This is a genomic window from Rhizobium sp. FG113, assembly GCF_057809895.1.
In genome coordinates this window covers 133,203-146,877 of sequence record NZ_JBMDKV010000014.1, presented here as the reverse complement: position 1 = coordinate 146,877, position 13,675 = coordinate 133,203, and the positions used below count along the sequence as shown (strand labels likewise).

Genomic DNA, 13,675 nt, shown 5'->3' with positions numbered 1-13,675 from the left:
ATACACCGGGCAGGATGCGCTTCGCGTGCTGCCCGGTTCGAACCAAGACTGAGCCGCGGACAGGCGGCTGAACATGAAGATGCGGCAGCCGGTCGATGGGATCGGCAAAATCACAAAGTCGGGAGGCGGGCGGAAGCGTCCGCGTAACACCATGGCACGGCAAGAAGCCAACGAGCAGTTTCAGATCACCTCGTTCCTGGATGGCGCCAACGCTGCTTACATCGAGCAGCTCTATGCGCGCTACGAGGACGACCCGGCATCGGTCAACGAAGAATGGCGCGCCTTCTTCAAGGCGCTGGAAGACAATCCTGATGATGTGAAGCGGGCCGCCAAGGGCGCATCCTGGCGCAAGAAGAACTGGCCGATGCAGGCCAGCGGCGACCTCGTCTCGGCGCTCGACGGCGACTGGGGCGTGATCGAGAAGGTCGTCGAGACCAAGGTGAAGGCCAAGGCTGAAGCAGCCGGCAAGCCGACCGAAGGCGCCGACATCCTGCAGGCGACGCGCGACAGCGTACGCGCCATCATGATGATCCGCGCCTACCGGATGCGCGGCCACCTGCACGCCAAGCTCGACCCGCTCGGCATCGCGGCACCCGTTGAAGACTACAAGGAGCTGTCGCCGGAAAACTACGGTTTCTCCGAAGCCGACTACGACCGCAAGATCTTCATCGATAACGTGCTCGGCCTGGAATACGCCACCGTTCGCGAGATGATCGAGATCCTCGAGCGCACCTATTGCTCGACGATCGGCGTCGAGTTCATGCACATTTCGAATCCCGAGGAAAAGGCCTGGATCCAGGAACGGATCGAAGGTCCGGACAAGGGTGTTGCCTTTACCAACGAAGGCAAGAAGGCGATCCTGTCGAAGATCATCGAAGCCGAAGGCTACGAGCAGTTCCTCGACGTCAAGTTCAAGGGCACCAAGCGCTTCGGCCTCGACGGCGGTGAATCGCTGATCCCGGCGCTTGAGCAGATCCTGAAGCGCGGCGGCCATCTCGGCCTCAAGGAAGCCGTGTTCGGCATGGCCCACCGCGGCCGCCTGAACGTGCTCTCCCAGGTGATGGGCAAGCCGCACCGCGCCATCTTCCACGAGTTCAAGGGCGGCTCCTACGCGCCTGACGAAGTCGAAGGTTCCGGCGACGTGAAGTACCACCTCGGCGCTTCCTCGGACCGCGAGTTCGACGGCAACAAGGTTCACGTGTCGCTGACGGCCAACCCGTCGCACCTTGAAATCGTCGACCCCGTCGTCATGGGCAAGGCCCGCGCCAAGCAGGACATGAGCGCCACCGTCTGGGACGGCGACATCATTCCGCTGTCGGAGCGCGCCAAGGTTCTGCCGCTCCTTATCCACGGCGATGCCGCTTTTGCTGGCCAGGGCGTGATTGCCGAAATTCTCGGCCTGTCCGGTCTGCGCGGCCACCGCGTTGCCGGCACGATGCACGTCATCATCAACAACCAGATCGGCTTCACCACGAACCCGGCCTTCTCGCGTTCGTCGCCCTATCCGTCCGACGTCGCAAAGATGATCGAAGCGCCGATCCTGCACGTCAACGGTGACGATCCGGAAGCCGTGGTCTACGGCGCCAAGGTTGCCATGGAATTTCGCATGAAGTTCCACAAGCCTGTCGTGCTCGACATGTTCTGCTACCGCCGCTACGGCCACAACGAAGGCGACGAGCCGTCCTTCACGCAGCCGAAGATGTACAAGGTCATCCGCGCCCACAAGAGCGTTTTGCAGCTCTACAGCGAGCGTCTCGTTTCCGAGGGCGTGCTGACCGAGGGCGAAGTCGAGAAGATGAAGGCCGACTGGCGCGCGCATCTCGAGCAGGAGTTCGAGGCCGGCCAGCACTACAAGCCGAACAAGGCCGACTGGCTTGACGGCGAGTGGTCGGGCCTGCGCACGGCAGATAATGCCGATGAGCAGCGCCGCGGCAAGACCGCCGTGCCGATGAAGCAGCTGAAGGAAATCGGCCGCAAGCTGTCCGAGATCCCGGAAGGCTTCCATGCGCACCGCACGATCCAGCGCTTCATGGAAAACCGCGCCAACATGATCTCGACCGGCGAGGGCATCGACTGGGCAACGGCGGAAGCGCTGGCGTTCGGCGGTCTCGTCACCGAAGGTCACAAGATCCGTCTCTCGGGTCAGGATTGCGAACGCGGCACCTTCTCGCAGCGTCACTCGGTTCTCTACGATCAGGAAACGGAAGAGCGCTATATCCCGCTCGCCAACCTGTCGGCGACCCAGGCGCGCTACGAAGTCATCAACTCGATGCTGTCGGAAGAAGCCGTTCTCGGCTTCGAATACGGCTACTCGCTGGCCCGTCCGAACGCGCTGACGCTCTGGGAAGCCCAGTTCGGCGACTTCGCCAACGGTGCGCAGGTCGTGTTCGACCAGTTCATCTCGTCTGGCGAACGCAAGTGGCTGCGCATGTCCGGCCTCGTCTGCCTGCTGCCGCATGGCTATGAAGGTCAGGGTCCGGAGCACTCGTCGGCCCGCCTCGAGCGCTTCCTGCAGCTTTGTGCGGAAGACAACATGCAGGTCGCCAACGTCACGACGCCGGCGAACTACTTCCACATCCTGCGCCGCCAGGTGAAGCGCGACTTCCGCAAGCCGCTGATCCTGATGACGCCGAAGTCGCTGCTGCGCCACAAGCGCGCCGTGTCGGGCCTGGCCGAAATGGCCGGCGAGACCTCGTTCCACCGTCTCCTGTGGGACGATGCCGAGGTGATCAAGGACGGCCCGATCAAGCTGCAGAAGGACGCCAAGATCCGCCGCGTCGTGCTCTGCACCGGCAAGGTCTATTACGACCTTCTGGAAGAGCGCGAAAAGCGCGGGATCGACGATGTCTACCTGCTGCGCGTCGAACAGCTTTATCCGTTCCCGGCCAAGGCGCTCATCAACGAGCTCTCCCGCTTCCGCAACGCAGAAATGGTCTGGTGCCAGGAAGAGCCGAAGAACATGGGTGCATGGTCGTTCATCGACCCGTATCTGGAATGGGTGCTTGCCCATATCGATGCGAAGTACCAGCGCGTTCGCTACACCGGACGTCCGGCCGCGGCATCGCCCGCAACCGGCCTGATGTCCAAGCATCTGGCACAGCTCGCCGCGTTCCTCGAGGACGCGCTCGGCGGCTAACGAGAATGAGATCGGGGAGGGAGCGCGCCGCGTTTCCTCTCCGCATTAATTCAGATCCCGGCCGCTCGCGCCGGAACGCCGTCAAACATCACAAAGATCAAAATTCAGGATTTGAACAATGGCCACAGAAATCCGCGTTCCAACTCTCGGTGAATCCGTCAGCGAGGCAACCGTCGGCACCTGGTTCAAGAAGGTCGGCGATGTCATCAAGGCCGACGAGCCGCTGGTGGAGCTTGAAACCGACAAGGTGACCATCGAAGTTCCGGCACCGGCTGCCGGCGTACTCTCCGAAATCGTCGCGCAGGCCGGCGAAACCGTCGGTCTCGACGCGCTGCTCGGCCAGATCGCCGCAAGCGCCGGTGCCGCCGCCGCTGCTCCGGCCGCCGCTGCCGCTCCCGCCAAGGCCGCCGAGCCGGCTCCTGCCGCTGCCGCACCGGTTGCCGCTGCCGCTTCCGCATCGGCTGCCGCTTCCTCGATGCCGCCGGCACCGGCTGCTTCGAAGATGCTCGCTGAAAACAACCTCTCGGCCGATCAGGTCGATGGCTCCGGCAAGCGTGGTCAGGTTCTGAAGGGCGACGTGATCGCCGCCGTCGCCAAGGGCATCGCGGCTCCTGCCGCTGCTGCTCCGGCAGCCCCTGCCGCCGCACGCGGCCCGTCGACGGTCGAGGATGCCGGCCGCGAAGAGCGCGTGAAGATGACGCGCCTGCGCCAGACGATCGCCAAGCGCCTGAAGGACGCCCAGAACACCGCCGCCATGCTCACCACCTATAACGAGGTGGACATGAGCGCCGTGATGGCACTGCGCGCCAAGTACAAGGACGTGTTTGAAAAGAAGCACGGCGTGAAGCTCGGCTTCATGGGCTTCTTCACCAAGGCCGTCACGCACGCGCTGAAGGAACTGCCCGCTGTCAACGCCGAAATCGACGGCACCGACATCATCTACAAGAACTACTGCCACGTCGGCATGGCCGTCGGCACCGACAAGGGCCTGGTCGTTCCGATCATCCGCGATGCCGACCAGATGTCGATCGCCGAGATCGAAAAGGACCTCGGCCGTCTTGCCAAGTCGGCTCGTGACGGTTCGCTGTCTATGGCTGACATGCAGGGCGGCACCTTCACCATCACCAATGGTGGCGTCTACGGTTCGCTGATGTCCTCGCCGATCCTGAACGCGCCGCAGTCGGGCATTCTCGGCATGCACAAGATCCAGGATCGTCCCGTCGTCGTCGGCGGCCAGATCGTCATCCGTCCGATGATGTATCTCGCGCTCTCCTATGACCACCGCATCGTCGACGGCAAGGAAGCGGTTACCTTCCTCGTGCGCGTCAAGGAAAGCCTGGAAGATCCGGAACGCCTCGTTCTCGATCTCTAAGAGACCGACAGGGCCGCGCGAGCGGCCCTTTTCGCCTCAGCACCGGAACACCTGATGTCGCTGAAACCCGCCTTCCGCTCATCGAATGCTACGTCCGCTTCCGGCCGCTCCGTGGCGCGTGCGGTTGCGCTCCTGCTCGCCGCCACTCTTTGCGGCCAGCCGCTGATGGCGGCGGAGTGCAAGCAGGCCAATGCCGTTTATGCCGATCGCGACGGCGCCTACGAGCTGCGCTTCACGCCGATCGCGTCAGCTGCTGCCGCCGCCAGCAATCGCTTCACGGTCAAGGTTCTGAAGACGCCGCTTACGCTCGACGGCTATGTCATGCCGTCTGAAGATCCGGCGCGGTCGCTCGCGATGGTCATGTTCAAATGCCCTGATGGCGACGCGACGGGGGCCGATCTCGAGGCCTGCACGATCTGGCAGGGCATGGTCTACGGCATCGACGCCAAGGGCGCGCTCGACAACCTGCAGCCCGAAGCCGGACAGGCGGCCGACAAGATCCTGTTCCCCGGCATCGGCCCGGCCATTCGCGCCTCGTCGATCTGGGGCAAGGGCAAGGCATCGGTGGCGCCCTGGGATGTACTCGACTTCAAGGAATGTGCGTCATGAGTGACCAACCCGTTCTTCTCGTGACCGGCGGCAGCCGCGGCATCGGCGCTGCGATCAGCCTATCGGCCGCCGCCAAGGGCTGGCGTGTGGCGGTGAACTATGCCGCCAACAAGGCTGCGGCCGATGAGGTCGTGGCCAAGATCAAGGCCGGCGGCGGGGATGCAATCGCGATCAAGGGCGATGTCGGCGAGGCCTCCGATATCACGCAGATGTTCGAAGCGATCGACCGCCACTTCGGCCGGCTGGACGGGCTTGCCAACAATGCCGGCATCGTCGATGCGCCTGCTCGTATCGACGAGATGTCGGTGGCGCGCATCGAGCGGATGATGCGCATCAACATTACCGGTTCCATTCTCTGCGCGGCCGAGGCCGTGCGCCGCATGTCGACCAGGCATGGCGGCAAGGGCGGGGCGATCGTCAATATCTCCTCGATGGCGGCGATCATCGGCTCACCCTCGCAATATGTCGACTACGCCGCCTCCAAGGCCGCGATCGACACTTTCACCATCGGCCTTGCCCGCGAAGTGGCGACCGAGGGTGTGCGCGTCAACGCGGTACGCCCCGGGGTCATCGACACCGAAATCCACGCTTCCGGCGGCCTGCCTGACAGAGCGCGCGACATGGCGCCGAGTATTCCGATGCAGCGCGCCGGCACGGCGGAAGAGATCGCCGACGCGGTGCTTTATCTGCTATCCAGGGACGCATCCTATGTCACCGGCGCGATCCTCAATGTCAGCGGCGGCCGATGATCGGGTTTATCATTTCAAGGGCGGTATGAGCATGCAATATGTTCTCGAATTTCTCGGCCTGATGGCCGTCTTCTCGATCTTCATCGTCGTGCCGGGCGCCGACTTCGCGGTGATCCTGCGCCAGAGCATCGTGCACGGTCGCCGCGCCGCCATCATGACCGGCATCGGCATGGGCTTCTCGCTGCTCTTCCACATCAGCTACACGATCCTCGGCCTCGGGCTGATCGTGTCGCAGTCGCTGATGCTGTTTGCGATGATCAAGTGGGCCGGCGTCGCCTACCTCGTCTATCTCGGCATCAAGTCGTTTCGTGCGCCGGGCTTCAACGTGGCCGACATCAAAGTCAGCGAAGAGGATCGCAAGCCGATCTCGGCGCTGCGCTGCCTCGGCATGGGCTTCATCACCAACGCGCTGAACCCGAAGCCGGTGCTGTTCTTCCTGTCGCTGTTTTCGACGCTCGTTCATCACGACACGCCCGGCCTCATCCAGTTCAGCTACGGCATCGGCATGGCGACCGCGCTGGTCGCCTGGTTTGCTGCCGTCTCCACCTTCTTCACCGTCAAGGCCGTGCGCGATCGTTTCATCGCCAGCGGCAAATGGTTCAACCGCATTACCGGCGCCGCTCTGGTCGGCTTCGGCTTCCGCCTCGCGCTCGCCCGCGCGGCGGACTAAATAAATAACGAAAAGGAAAAGCAACAATGTCCTATGATGTGATCGTTATCGGAACCGGCCCCGGCGGCTATGTCGCTGCCATCAAGGCGGCCCAGCTCGGCCTCAAGGTCGCCGTCGTCGAAAAGCGCGCGACCTTCGGCGGCACCTGCCTGAATGTCGGCTGCATCCCCTCCAAGGCGCTGCTGCACGCGTCGGAAATGTTCCATCAGGCCGGCCACGGCATGGACGCGCTCGGCATCGAGGTCGCAGCACCCAAGCTGAACCTCGACAAGATGATGGCCCACAAGGACGCCACGGTGAAGTCGAACGTCGACGGCGTCGCCTTCCTGTTCAAGAAGAACAAGATCGACAGCTTCATCGGCACCGGCAAGATCGTCTCTGCCGGTAAGGTCTCGGTTACGGCCGAGGACGGCAAGGTCCAGGAGATCGAAGGCAAGAACATCGTCATCGCCACCGGCTCCGACGTTGCCGGCATCCCCGGCGTGAAGGTCGACATCGACGAGAAGGTGATCGTTTCCTCCACCGGTGCGATCGCGCTCGACAAGGTGCCTGAGACGATGATCGTCGTCGGCGGCGGCGTCATCGGCCTCGAGCTCGGCTCGGTCTGGTCGCGCCTCGGCGCCAAGGTCACCGTCATCGAATATCTCGACAAGATCCTCGGCGCGATGGATGGCGATGTCTCCAAGCAGTTCCAGCGTATGCTCGCCAAGCAGGGCGTCGACATCAACCTGAGCTCCAAGGTGACGGGCGTCGAAAAGGGCGGCAAGGGCGCGAAGGTGACCTTCGAGCCGGTCGCCGGCGGCGCTGCTGTCACCGTCGAAGCCGATGTCGTGCTGATCTCCACCGGCCGCATTCCCTACACGGCTGGCCTTGATCTCGAAGAAGCAGGCGTTGCGCTCGACAATCGCGGCCGCGTCGAGATCGACGGTCATTTCCGCACCAACGTTGCCGGTATCTATGCGATCGGCGACGTGGTGAAGGGCCCGATGCTGGCGCACAAGGCTGAAGACGAGGGCGTGGCACTCGCCGAAATCCTCGCCGGCCAGCATGGCCACGTGAACTACGACGTCATCCCGAGCGTCGTCTACACGCAGCCCGAAGTCGCCTCCGTCGGCAAGACCGAGGAAGAGCTGAAGGCGGCTGGCGTCGCCTACAAGGTCGGCAAGTTCCCGTTCACGGCCAACGGCCGCGCGCGCGCCATGCTGGCAACGGATGGTTTCGTGAAGATCCTCTCGGACAAGACCACCGACCGCGTCCTCGGCGGCCACATCGTCGGCTTCGGCGCCGGCGAAATGATCCACGAGATCGCCGTGCTGATGGAATTCGGCGGCTCCGCCGAAGACCTCGGCCGCACCTGCCATGCCCACCCGACCATGTCGGAAGCGGTAAAGGAAGCGGCGCTGGCGGCGTTCTTCAAGCCGATCCATATGTAAGGCTTTGACATAAGGTGCGAAGAGGCCGCGGTTCGAGAGGACCGCGGCCTTTTTCGTTCGGCTAACAATAATTGTTAGGCCTTGTTGGGTGTGTTATTCTTTCATCATGAAAGCCACGAACATGCGCACCCTTACCATTTCGCTCACACCGCATCAGGCTGCCAAAATGCAGGATGCAGTCGATAGCGGCGGCTATGCGTCCAACAGCGAGATCGTTCGTGATGCCCTGCGGCTTTGGGAACAGCGCGAGGAAATCCGGCAGTTGGAAATCGCGCGCCTGAAACGGGCATATGACGAGGGGATTGCCAGCGGCGAAGGGCGTGAAGTCGACGCCGATGTTCTGCTTGCCGAGCTGAAGGCGGAAAAGCGATCACGTGGGTAAGTACACGCTCAGCCCTCGCGCGGAAGACGATCTGCGGGAGATCTGGCGTTCGATCGCGTATGACAATGAGCGGGCAGCCGACAACCTGTTGCGCCGTTTTTTGGAAAAGTTCGCGCTGGCGGCCGGGCATGTCGAGATGGGACCTCGCAGACCGGAGCTGAGCGCCACGGCGCGTATCCTGATCGAGGGGCGCTATGTCGCCGTCTATGAGCCGAGGCCCCACGGTATTCTGGTCGTCACCATCGTCCACGGGTCGCGTGAAATAGGAACGTGGCTAGGCTAAAGCTGTCGATAGGCGCGGATCGACGCGTATTGCCGCAGGGCGATGCAGAGGGCGGTTCGGTGTCGCGGGATATGCTATGTGTTGCCGGAGGATATTGCCGGAGACGCGTGATCAATGTCGTTGATGCCTGCTAAACCTTCGAAGATCCTGCCACGCCTGCCGCATCCGGCGTTACCGCTGGCTGACTGGGCCGACTGCTATCAGCTCTCCGTACCGGCTGCGTCATTCGATGCGATCGAGGCTGCACGGCTGATGCTGGGCTACGCGCCGTTCTGGATCAGCAGTTTGATGCGGTTGCGTAACCTGATCGTTGGTCCGCTTTTCGGGTTGCGGACGGATGCGCACGATCTGCCGGAAGCAATAGAGAAGGTCGGGATATTTCCGGTGCTCTCAAAGACCGAGCGGCAGGTCGTCGTCGGTTTCGATGACAAGCATCTCGACTTTCGTATCGTCGTCGACGTCGAGGATTCCGTCGGTGGTGAGATGAAACGGGTGAATGCGACGACTTTGGTCCATCGCAAGATCCTGATCGGACGAATCTATATCGCCGTGATCACGCCGTTCCACAATGTCATCGTGAAGGCGATGATCGCCCACATGGGCAGGCGCCTCAGCGCCCTCAATTCACCGCCGTCACCGTAAAGCCCTGCTTGCGCAGCAGTTCGATCACACCGCCTTCGCCCGGCAGATGCAGGGCGCCGACGGCCATGAAGACGTTGCCGGTGGCCAGGATCGGGGCGGCGCGTTCGGCCATGATTTTGTTGCGGTCGAGGATGATGCGCTGTTCGAAGGCGGCGTAGTCGCTGCTGTCGTCGGCGCCCTCGGGTGTTACCGTCTTCAGCATCGGCATGGTCATGCCGATGTCGCCGGAGAGGTAGAGATCGGTCATGGTTTCCACGACATCGTTCATCTTCGAGCCGAGTTCCAGGGTTTCGATCAGCGACTTCATGTGGAATTCAGTGGGGAGTTCGGCCATGGCCTGCAGCTGCTCGGCGAGCGTCTCGAGGCCCTTGACCTGCTTGCCCTGAGCGGCCGCATCGGTGGCGATCTTCTGGTCGAGGAACTGGACGCCCTTGGCCTTGCGGGCCATTTCGCAGGCGGGCAGCGCTACGACGCTCGAGATCATCCACGGGCGCATGCGCGAGACGGCTGCGAGCGGAATGCCGCGCGTCTTTAGGCCGGCCTCGAGGCGGGTGTAATCCTCGGGCGACAAGAGCTTGTCGATGGTCGTGCCGTCGGTGAACATCATCAGGTCGGGCTTCATCAACAGCGCCGCCGAGGCCTTCTTCTCGTCGAGAATCTCGTCGGATTCGATCACGATGGTATCGGCTGCATCGTGGGCGGCCTTGGTGCGCGGCGGCAGGTCGAGGACGCGCGGATCGGTGACGTGCATGCTGCCCAAGAGCCAGGACGGCTTGATGCCCGGCTTTTCGATCTTCCAGAAGATGCCCTTGCCGTTCGGCACGGCGTCGGCTTCCTTCACCGCCTGCTCGTAGCGCGCGGGGTTGCTCACCTTGAGGTCGTCGAGGATGTTGCGGCCGGTGCAGCTTGCGTCGTCCGCGGCTGACGCCGGCGAGATGGAAACGAGGGTGGCGATCAGGAGTGCTGCGGCCAGCACGTGGACGGCAGCGATCAGCCAGAGCACGATGTTGCCGACACGAGCCGGCAAGGCGGTGGAAAGGCTGCGGTGGCCGAGGGAGATCGTCATGATGGTGTTCCGGTCACAAAGGATTTGCCACAAGCTTTACGCGCGGGGCTCATCATATTCCTTTAAGGGAACAGGTTAACAAAGGATTACGCCCGGGGATGGGCGCGGTCGTAAACGTCGAGAAGGCGCGAGGCATCCACACCCGTGTAGACCTGCGTGGTCGACAGGCTGGCATGGCCGAGCAGTTCCTGAATGGTGCGGAGATCGCCGCCGCCGGCGAGAAGATGGGTGGCGAAGGAGTGGCGTAGCGCGTGCGGGGTGGCAGTCTCCGGCAGACCGAAGGCGCTGCGCATCGTGCGCATGGTGCGCTGGATAATCGCCTGCTGCAGCTTGCCGCCGCGCGCACCGCGAAACAGCGGCTGATCAGCAGTGAGATGATAGGGGCAGAGCTTTCGGTATTTGTCGATCGCCTCGAAGACGACAGAGAGCAGCGGCACTAGGCGGGTCTTGTTGCCCTTGCCTGTTATGCGCAGCGTCCTGGCGCCAGGCGTGATGTCGCCGGGCAGGAGGTCGAGCGCTTCGGAGATGCGCAGGCCGCAGCCGTAGAGCAGGGTCATGACGGCGGCGTCGCGGGCGGCGATCCAGGGCGTGTCGTGCAGTTGCGCGTCATCGCTGACGACGGTGACGGCCTGGGTGTCGGAGAGCGGCTTGGGGAGCGATTTCGGCTGCTTCGGCGAGCGGATGGCGCCGGCGCCGGCGGCATTCACCAGCCCCTTCTTTTCGAGATAGCGCAGCAGCGAGCGCAGGCCGGCGAGATTGCGGCCGAGCGAGCGGGCGCCTGTGCCGTCGCGGCGGCGGGCGGCGAGGAAGGCGCGGAAATCGGCGGGCCGCAGCGCCTCGATATCCTTGAGCGTCGTCGGGCCGGCGAGATGGCCGGTCATGAAGGTCAGGAACTGGCGGGTGTCGCGCTCATAGGCGTCGAGCGTATGCTGCGAGAGGCGTCGTTCGCCGGCTAGGCTTTGCAGCCAGGTGGCGCGTTCCGCCATCAGCCGCGCATCGGCCATGATCAGGAGTTCATTCACGTTTCCGCCTCTTGAATTTGCCAGCCAGACCGCCAATTTTGCCTGAGGGACGGTTATGGAATCGCTAACATCGGCCAAGTGCCTGTCATGCTTCGATCATAATAATCGCGATAACTGGTTTCCCAACGAGGCAGGATCTTGCATGGCACGGCGCCAACCCACGACGGCATTCGGACAATTCGCAGAAACGATCGCGCTCGTTTCCCAAGGCAGACCCGGACATATCGTCGACACGCTGATCGCCGAACGCGGACAACGCATCGTCGGCCACCCGCTGTGGCCCGTCATGCGGCCGTTTCTCTATACGCTGCTGCGCTACAACAAGGCGATGACCTTCGCCAACGACATCGCCAACATGCCTGGTTTCCAGTGCTTCGAGTATATGAGTGATCTGCTCAATCTCGATATCGGCGTGACCAATGCCGAGCGGATTCCCGATAAGGGCGGCTTCATTCTGGTCAGCAACCATCCGACGGGGATTGCCGACGGCGTCGCGGTGTTCGATCTCCTGAAGACGCGGCGGCCCGACATGATGGTATTCGCCAACCGTGATGCGGTGCGCGTCAATCCGCGCTTTGCCGAGATGATCATTCCGGTGGAATGGCGCGACGAGCACAAGAGCAAGCTGAAAGCGCGCGAGACGCTGCAGCTGACGAACCATGCGGTGCGCGAGGGCAAGGCGACGGTGCTGTTTCCCTCCGGGCGCATCGCCTACTGGGCGAATGGCCGGCTCAACGAACGGCCGTGGAAGACCTCGGCCGTCGGGCTGGCACGCAAGTACAATCTGCCGATCCTGCCTGTCCATATGACGGCACGCAATTCCGGACTGTTCTACTGGTTCGCCAAGTGGTCGACGGAGTTGCGCGACATGACGGTGTTCCATGAACTCCTCAACAAGCGCGGCGACCGCTTCGATTTCATCATCGGCGACATGATCCCGGTCGAGCATCTTGATGGCGATATTAACGACGTCACAAGGGCGCTAGAGACGCACACCGTCGAGGCGCTGAAGCGCGATGGCGATGCGCGGTTCCAGCCGCTCGTCGAGCCGAGCCTGCCCGAGATGGCCGATGCCCATTCATTTCGCTGAGCGGATGGGGTAAAGCGGGGCATGCAACTCCGCTCCATGTTCGCCCAGAATTACCGGTCGCTCCGCTCGATCCGCATGGATCTGTCGGAGACCTCGCTGTTTCTCGGCGAGAACGGCGTCGGCAAATCCAATCTCTATCGCGCGCTGCAGCTGGTGCAGGCGGCGGTCACCGGGCGGCTGGTGCGCGAGCTTGCGGCCGAGGGCGGGATGTTCTCGGTGCTCTGGTCCGGCACGCGCAAGCAGAATGAAGGGCCGGCGCGGGTGCGGCTCGAGGTCGAGCTTCTGGACGAGGAGCGCGCCGTCACGTTTCGCTACAGGGTCGAGGTCGGCCTGCGTCCGCCGGAGGCGGCTGCCGGATTTCCGCTGGAGCCGCAGGTCAAGGCCGAGGAGCTGATCGTCGATCATGGCCGGCCGGTCACGATGATGAGGCGGGCGGGGCCTTCCATCCAGGTGCGCGATGGCTCCGGGCGGATGCAGGACTATCCGGATCAGGCGCTGACATCGGAGACGGCGATGGCGCTGCTTGGCGATGCCGGGCACTTTCCCGAGATCGCCGCCTTTCGTCGGGTGGTGGCCAATTGGCGCTTCTTTCATGGCTTCCGCACCGACCGCGCCTCGCCGCTGCGCCAGCCATGCCTTGCCGTGACCGGGCCGATGCTGGATGAGGACGGCGCCAATCTGGCGGCTGTCTTCGCGACGCTCAGGCATACGCGACAGGATACTGTTGATCTCGACCGCGTCGTTGCCTCGGCCTTCGGCGGTGCGCGGCTCGTGGTGCCGGAGCCGGAGGAGACGGCATCGTTCGGGCTCGCCTTTCCCGATTTTCCACACCGGGTGTTCCAGCCGCGTGAATTGTCCGACGGGCAGATCCGCTTCCTCGGGCTGGCGGCGGCGCTGCTGTCTTATCGCCTGCCGCCGCTGATCGCGCTCAACGAGCCGGAGGCGAGCCTGCATCCTGACATGCTGGAGCCGCTGGCGGATATGATCGCGACGGCATCGAAGAGCAGCCAGGTGTGGATCGTCACCCATTCGGCGCAGCTGGCGGAAGCCGTGCGCGAGCGCTGCGGCGTCCGGCCGCGCAAGGTGATCCGCGAAAACGGCGCCACCTGGATCGAGGGCATGCGGCTTACCGGCACCATTGCCGGCGAGGACGACGATGACGATTGATAGCGCGATGTCGCGGGTTTCATTTTGGTCTCGTTGCGGGCATGGTCGCGCCCG

13 protein-coding genes are annotated in these 13,675 nt (G+C 63.3%); 11 read left to right on the top strand and 2 right to left on the bottom strand.

From position 1 onward, the window contains the following. Positions 1-151: 151 nt before the first annotated feature. From ACODTZ_RS25980 to ACODTZ_RS25940, 9 genes are all read left to right on the top strand, one after another. Positions 152-3,136: a 2-oxoglutarate dehydrogenase E1 component gene (locus tag ACODTZ_RS25980; protein WP_037182413.1), complete on the top strand. Its 2,985-nt coding sequence runs from the start codon at positions 152-154 to the stop codon at positions 3,134-3,136. Between the two features lie 118 nt (positions 3,137-3,254). Continuing rightward, a complete protein-coding gene (gene odhB / locus ACODTZ_RS25975) occupies positions 3,255-4,508 on the top strand; it encodes a 2-oxoglutarate dehydrogenase complex dihydrolipoyllysine-residue succinyltransferase (protein ID WP_111562562.1) in 1,254 nt (417 codons plus the stop codon). Positions 4,509-4,673: 165 nt separating this feature from the next. Then, positions 4,674-5,117, top strand: coding sequence for a hypothetical protein (locus tag ACODTZ_RS25970; protein ID WP_489029254.1), 444 nt, complete (start codon positions 4,674-4,676; stop codon positions 5,115-5,117). Next, positions 5,114-5,866 (top strand): SDR family oxidoreductase, encoded by a 753-nt coding sequence (locus ACODTZ_RS25965; RefSeq protein ID WP_489029204.1) that lies wholly within the window; start codon positions 5,114-5,116, stop codon positions 5,864-5,866. Before ACODTZ_RS25970 ends, ACODTZ_RS25965 begins: the two co-directional genes overlap by 4 nt. A gap of 31 nt (positions 5,867-5,897) precedes the next feature. Continuing rightward, positions 5,898-6,536, top strand: a complete 639-nt coding sequence (locus tag ACODTZ_RS25960) for a LysE family translocator (RefSeq protein WP_489029202.1) — start codon at positions 5,898-5,900, stop codon at positions 6,534-6,536. Positions 6,537-6,562: 26 nt separating this feature from the next. Further along, on the top strand, positions 6,563-7,969 hold the full coding sequence (gene lpdA / locus ACODTZ_RS25955; protein WP_489029200.1) for a dihydrolipoyl dehydrogenase: 1,407 nt from the start codon (positions 6,563-6,565) through the stop codon (positions 7,967-7,969). Positions 7,970-8,090: 121 nt separating this feature from the next. After that, on the top strand, positions 8,091-8,351 hold the full coding sequence (locus ACODTZ_RS25950) for a type II toxin-antitoxin system ParD family antitoxin (RefSeq protein ID WP_181459260.1): 261 nt from the start codon (positions 8,091-8,093) through the stop codon (positions 8,349-8,351). Further along, positions 8,344-8,634, top strand: coding sequence for a type II toxin-antitoxin system RelE/ParE family toxin (locus ACODTZ_RS25945; RefSeq protein ID WP_489029198.1), 291 nt, complete (start codon positions 8,344-8,346; stop codon positions 8,632-8,634). The genes ACODTZ_RS25950 and ACODTZ_RS25945 overlap by 8 nt, the downstream gene beginning before the upstream one ends. Before the next feature lie 114 nt (positions 8,635-8,748). Beyond that, the gene (locus ACODTZ_RS25940; protein ID WP_489029196.1) at positions 8,749-9,276 is read left to right on the top strand and encodes a DUF2867 domain-containing protein; all 528 of its coding nucleotides are present in this window, start codon (positions 8,749-8,751) and stop codon (positions 9,274-9,276) included. On the opposite strand, the gene ACODTZ_RS25935 is transcribed toward ACODTZ_RS25940, so the two are convergent. Together ACODTZ_RS25935 and ACODTZ_RS25930 are read right to left on the bottom strand one after the other, a co-directional pair. Further along, positions 9,254-10,342, bottom strand: coding sequence for a TraB/GumN family protein (locus ACODTZ_RS25935; RefSeq protein WP_489029194.1), 1,089 nt, complete (start codon positions 10,340-10,342; stop codon positions 9,254-9,256). The genes ACODTZ_RS25940 and ACODTZ_RS25935 overlap by 23 nt on opposite strands. Before the next feature lie 86 nt (positions 10,343-10,428). Continuing rightward, positions 10,429-11,364, bottom strand: a complete 936-nt coding sequence (locus ACODTZ_RS25930; protein ID WP_489029192.1) for a tyrosine recombinase XerC — start codon at positions 11,362-11,364, stop codon at positions 10,429-10,431. Positions 11,365-11,506: 142 nt separating this feature from the next. Between ACODTZ_RS25930 and ACODTZ_RS25925 the strand changes: the two genes are divergently transcribed. Together ACODTZ_RS25925 and ACODTZ_RS25920 are read left to right on the top strand one after the other, a co-directional pair. Further along, positions 11,507-12,454: a GNAT family N-acetyltransferase gene (locus ACODTZ_RS25925; RefSeq protein WP_112941421.1), complete on the top strand. Its 948-nt coding sequence runs from the start codon at positions 11,507-11,509 to the stop codon at positions 12,452-12,454. A 21-nt stretch (positions 12,455-12,475) separates the two neighbouring features. Beyond that, entirely contained in the window at positions 12,476-13,621 is a 1,146-nt protein-coding gene (locus ACODTZ_RS25920; RefSeq protein ID WP_489029190.1) for an AAA family ATPase, read from the top strand. Positions 13,622-13,675 lie beyond the last annotated feature (54 nt).

Coding starts and splice junctions, on each gene's coding strand:
- ACODTZ_RS25980 (WP_037182413.1), top strand. CDS start 152: ATGGCACGGCAAGAAGCCAACGAGCAGTTTCAGATCACCTCGTTCCTG.
- odhB (WP_111562562.1), top strand. CDS start 3,255: ATGGCCACAGAAATCCGCGTTCCAACTCTCGGTGAATCCGTCAGCGAG.
- ACODTZ_RS25970 (WP_489029254.1), top strand. CDS start 4,674: ATGGCGGCGGAGTGCAAGCAGGCCAATGCCGTTTATGCCGATCGCGAC.
- ACODTZ_RS25965 (WP_489029204.1), top strand. CDS start 5,114: ATGAGTGACCAACCCGTTCTTCTCGTGACCGGCGGCAGCCGCGGCATC.
- ACODTZ_RS25960 (WP_489029202.1), top strand. CDS start 5,898: ATGCAATATGTTCTCGAATTTCTCGGCCTGATGGCCGTCTTCTCGATC.
- lpdA (WP_489029200.1), top strand. CDS start 6,563: ATGTCCTATGATGTGATCGTTATCGGAACCGGCCCCGGCGGCTATGTC.
- ACODTZ_RS25950 (WP_181459260.1), top strand. CDS start 8,091: ATGCGCACCCTTACCATTTCGCTCACACCGCATCAGGCTGCCAAAATG.
- ACODTZ_RS25940 (WP_489029196.1), top strand. CDS start 8,749: ATGTCGTTGATGCCTGCTAAACCTTCGAAGATCCTGCCACGCCTGCCG.
- ACODTZ_RS25935 (WP_489029194.1), bottom strand. CDS start 10,342: ATGACGATCTCCCTCGGCCACCGCAGCCTTTCCACCGCCTTGCCGGCT.
- ACODTZ_RS25925 (WP_112941421.1), top strand. CDS start 11,507: ATGGCACGGCGCCAACCCACGACGGCATTCGGACAATTCGCAGAAACG.
- ACODTZ_RS25920 (WP_489029190.1), top strand. CDS start 12,476: ATGCAACTCCGCTCCATGTTCGCCCAGAATTACCGGTCGCTCCGCTCG.